The 4,639-nt window shown below is 63.2% G+C and carries 2 protein-coding genes; both read right to left on the bottom strand.

Annotated features, from left to right (window positions below):
- On the bottom strand, nt 1-907 hold a 907-nt coding region (locus EN884_RS26525), incomplete at its 3' end, for a substrate-binding domain-containing protein (protein ID WP_128360818.1).
- Nucleotides 908-1,419: 512 nt separating this feature from the next.
- A partial coding sequence (locus EN884_RS26520) for a PAS domain S-box protein (RefSeq protein ID WP_128360817.1) occupies nt 1,420-4,639 on the bottom strand: 3,220 nt, incomplete at its 5' end.

Below are 4,639 nucleotides of genomic sequence, written 5' to 3'. Positions count from 1 at the left end.
ACTCGACATATTCCTTGAGGCCGGGAACGACGCCCAGATGCGCCTTCTTGACGTAGAAGAACAGCGGGCGCGAGACGGGATACTTGCCGCTGGCAATCGTCTCGGTCGAAGGCACGATACCTTCCACGGTGGCGACCTTCAGCTTGTCGGCATTGTTCTCATAGAAGGCGAGGCCGAACACGCCGACGCCGGTCTTGTTGGAGTCGATGCGGGCGAGCGTCTCGGTATAGTCGCCATCGATGTCGACGGCCTTGCCGTCCTTGCGGATGGCAATGCAGGTTTTGCCGATTTCCTTGTCGTCGGCAATGCCGGCGGCCTTGAGAGCAGCCTTGTCACAGCCGGCATCGAGGAGCTTGGTCTCGAACACTTCGCGCGTGCCGTGCTTTTCGCCCGGAATGTAGGCGGCGATGTCCCAGTCGGGCAGCTTCGGATTGACCTGGCTCCACTTGGTGTTCGGATTGTCGACGAGCTTGCCGTCGACGACCAGCTTGGCCGCGAGCGCCTTGTAGATGTCGGCGGGAACCAGCGCCCAGTCCGGGCCCTTGATGTCGGTGGCGAAGACGATGCCGTCATAGCCGATCCGGACTTCCTGGACTTCCTTCACGCCGGCGGCGGCGCAGGACTTGAGTTCGTCCGCCTTGATCGGACGCGACGAGTTGGCGATGTCGATCGTGTCTTCGCCGACGCCCTTGCAGAATTCCTTGATGCCGGCGCCGCTGCCGCCGGATTCGACGACCGGGGTCTTGAAGTTGGTGAACGTTTCGCCGAACTGCTCGGCAACGATCTTGGCATAAGGTAACACGGTCGATGATCCGGCGACCTGGATCTGGTCGCGCGCGGCGGCGAAGCCGGACGACGCGGCGAGCGCAAGCGCAGCGGCCGACGCCGTATAGAGGAATTTCTTCATGTGGCCTGCTCCTGTTCGGAAGATGGTCTCTCGGCGCTCGTCAGTCGGCGCCCGCTGAGGCCAATAGCCTTCGATTATAACAGTCGCATGACAGTTTGATGTCACCCCGGTAACGCGTCATCGCGATGAGCAAAACGCCGCCTGGCCGGCACTGAACACGCAGCCCGGCTTTGTCCCCGGAATCAGAGACTTGCTCCGCTTGGGGCCGAGATTGGCCAGCGATTTGGGGTTAGCCGGCCTTTACGAAAAAAAGCCGGACGGGAGCGCGTTGCTCTCAGCCAGACGGTGTCATGGCCGGGCCATCGCCGAAAACAGGTCCGTTGGGGTAGGTTGACGCTGTCTCATGCCGGCGGTCGCTGCTCCCGCCCGTAACTGGAAAGGGAGGAATCGAACGCCGCCATTGTCTCGGCTGGATACAACCTTTGATATGGTGCGATCGCACCATAGTCTTGGCCGCTGGCAGGGCGCGAATCTTCGCCGTATTCCCGGCACTCGGACAGGCAGGACCGGCCCTACCCGGCGTTGCGCTGAGCCTGCCGGCTGGCGCCGACCCAGCGCTCGACCTTCTCGAGCAGCGCCCGGGGACTGATCGGCTTGGGCAGATAGTCGTCCATGCCTGCCTCCAGGCAGCGCTCGCGGTCGCCCTTCAGCGCATGCGCGGTGACGCCGACGATCGGCACATGCGTGCCGGTTTCTTCCTCCAGCCGGCGAATGGCGGCGGTCGCTTCGAGACCGTTCATCTCCGGCATGGAGACATCCATCAGGATCATGCACGGGTTGAGCCGGCCGAAGGCATCGAGCGCCTTGCGGCCATTGCCGACGATCTCGAAACCATAACCGGTCTCGCCGAGAATCTGGGTGAACACCATCTGGTTTACCTCATTGTCCTCGGCCACCAGTATGTCCAGCCTGTCGCCACCAGCCGCCACCGGTGGCCGGGGGCGAATCGAAGGCGGCTGCAGCAGCGCCCGCTGTTCGGACGGTGCCGAGGGCTGCGGCCGCGTCACATTGCTCGCAGCGACGTCGGCCGCGAGCGGCTGCGCGTCGCTGCCGCCAGTGTTGTGGCGATGCCGCTGGATGGTGGCGACCAGCGTTTCCAGCAGCACCGAAGAGCGCGCCGGCTTGATCAACTGGGCATCGATGCCGAGATCGCGATAGCTGGTGTTGGCGAGCGACTGGTCGACCGAGGTCAGCATGATGATCGGCGTTCCGGCAAGGCCAGCGGTGTTGCGCACGATCCGCGCCATTTCGGCGCCGCTCATTTCAGGCATCTGGTAGTCGAGCACGACGCAATCGACCGGCACGCCATAGGCGGCTGCGGCGATCAGCACCTTGAGGCCTTCGGCGCCGCTTTCGGCCGCGCAGGAATCGAACGTCCATGATGTCATCTGCTCGGTCAGGATCGCCCTGTTGACGGCATTGTCGTCGACGATCAGGACACGCGCGCCGGTCACGTCGATCGGCATGATGCGTTGCCCGTTTTGCTGTCCGGCCCTCGGCAGCGTCACCGAGAACCAGAACGTCGAACCCTTGCCTTCGGCGCTTTCGACCCCGATGTCGCCGCCCATCAGCTCGACGAGCCGCGAGGTGATGGCGAGGCCGAGGCCGGTCCCCTCGTGCCGCCGCGTCGATGAAGTGTCGACCTGGCTGAATTTCTCGAAGACCAGTTTCAGTTTTTCCTCGGGGATACCGATGCCCGTATCGGTGACCGAAATGGTGAGCTTCGTTCCGGCTGGAACCCTCTCGCCGGTGACGTCGACCAGCACATGGCCCTCATCGGTGAATTTCACCGCATTGCCGAGCAGGTTGGTGACGATCTGCCTGATGCGGCCGACATCGCCGATGAATAGGCTCTCGAGCCGAGGCTCGACACGTACGATCAGCTCGAGGTCCTTCTCCTTGGCGCGCGTCGACACCAGCGTCGCCACGTCCTCGATCGCCTCGGCCAGATTGAAGGGCGCCGGATCGAGCACCAACTGACCGGCATCGATCTTGGAGAAATCCAGTATGTCGTTGATGATGGTGAGCAGCGCATTGCCCGACTTCACGATGATGTCGGTAAACGTCTTCTGCTTCGGGTCGAGGTCCGATTTGGCCAGCAGTTCGGCCATGCCGAGCACGCCGTTCATCGGCGTGCGTATCTCATGGCTCATATTGGCGAGGAATTCCGACTTGGCGCGGTCGGCGAGCACGGCGCGCTGACGCGCCTCGCGCAGTTCGGCCTCCCGCATCTTCAGCTCGGTGATGTCGGTGGTCGAGCCGATCAGGTAGAGCGAACCGTCGGAGGCGATCATCGCGCCTTTGCGGGCGAATTGATGCCTGACGCTGCCGTCGGCCAGCGTGACCGTCTCTTCGACCTCCTGAGTTTCGCCGGTGCGCAGCACGGCGAGGTCGCCATTGACGAAGGCCTCGCCATCCGGCCCGAAAATCTCGATGTCGGTCTTGCCGATGGCCTCTTCCTTGCTGAAGCCCGTCAGATCGCACCAACCCTTGTTGACATAGAACTGCCTGAGATCGGAGCGCTTGGCGTAGATCGATACCGGCACATTGTCGATCAGGCTGCGGAACACCTCGTTCTCGCGCATGCTTTCTTCCAGCGCACGCTCGCGTGCCTTGACGTCGGTGATGTCGGTGCTCGAACCGACCAGATGCACCGACCCGTCCAGCGCCACCAGGCGGCTCTTGCGGGTCATCAACTGCCGAACCGTGCCGTCGCGATGGGTGACGGGTTCCTCGACCTCCTTGACGACGCCCGTCACGGCGACTTGCGTGTCGTCATGGCTGTAGCCATCCGCGTCCTGCGCGCCGAACAACTGCCGGTCGGTGCGGCCGATGACATCCTCCTTGGCCAAGCCGGTGATCGCGCACCAGGCCTTGTTGACGAATTCGATGCTCAGGTCCTGCGCCTTGATGAAGGCGGCCACCGGCAACTCGTCCATCACATGCCGGAACAGGTCGATCTGGCGCATGGAATCGCGCAATGCCGCCTCGCGGCTCTTGATCTCGGAGATGTCGACGCGAACGCCGATGAAGGTGCCGTCGTCGGTCCGCATGTCGTAGACCTGATACCAGCGGCCATCGGGATTGTGACGCTCGTAGGAGGAACTGGGCAAGCGGTAGCGGGCGAGGATCGCGTCCAGCCAGCGGTCATGATCGCTGTCGTAGAGCTGGTCGATTTGCGGATCGCCGCTGCTGCGGAAATAGCCGTTCGCATGACCCAGCACGAGTGCTTCGCGGAATGTACAGCCGGGCTGCCACGCCGGCTTCAAGGCCGGCAGCGTATCCTGGATCTTGCGGTTGGCGAAAACGAACCTGTCGTCGCGATCGTAGATGATCACGGCGGCCGGCAAGGATTCCAGCACGCTGGCGAGATGCTTGCGTGCGTCCTGCGCCTCCGTCTCGCGGCGCTTCATGTCGGAAATGTCGAACAGGAAGCCGGCAACGTAGTTGCGGCCGCTGGCCATGCCGACGCGGCTCTTCCGGACGATGCGCGAGCGGCAGGCGCCATCGGCCTCGAAATTCTCTTCCACTTCGTACGGCCGCCCGGTGGCAAGGACGTCACGTTCGCTCTGCTCGAAAAGCGCGACAGCGTTCGTTGGGAGGAAATCGCCGCCGGGCTTGCCGAGCATGGCTTGCGGCGTCTGGCCAAACAGAGCGGCGAACGCCTCGTTGACGAAGACGAAACGCAGATGGTCGTCCTTGACGAAGATCGGATCCTTGACGGCGTTGATC

This window comes from Mesorhizobium sp. M7A.F.Ca.AU.001.01.1.1 (assembly GCF_004022735.1).
GTDB classification, from domain to species: Bacteria; Pseudomonadota; Alphaproteobacteria; order Rhizobiales; family Rhizobiaceae; genus Mesorhizobium; species Mesorhizobium ciceri.
Note: the sequence above shows the minus strand (reverse complement) of the source record. Positions and strands in the feature narration are given on the sequence as shown.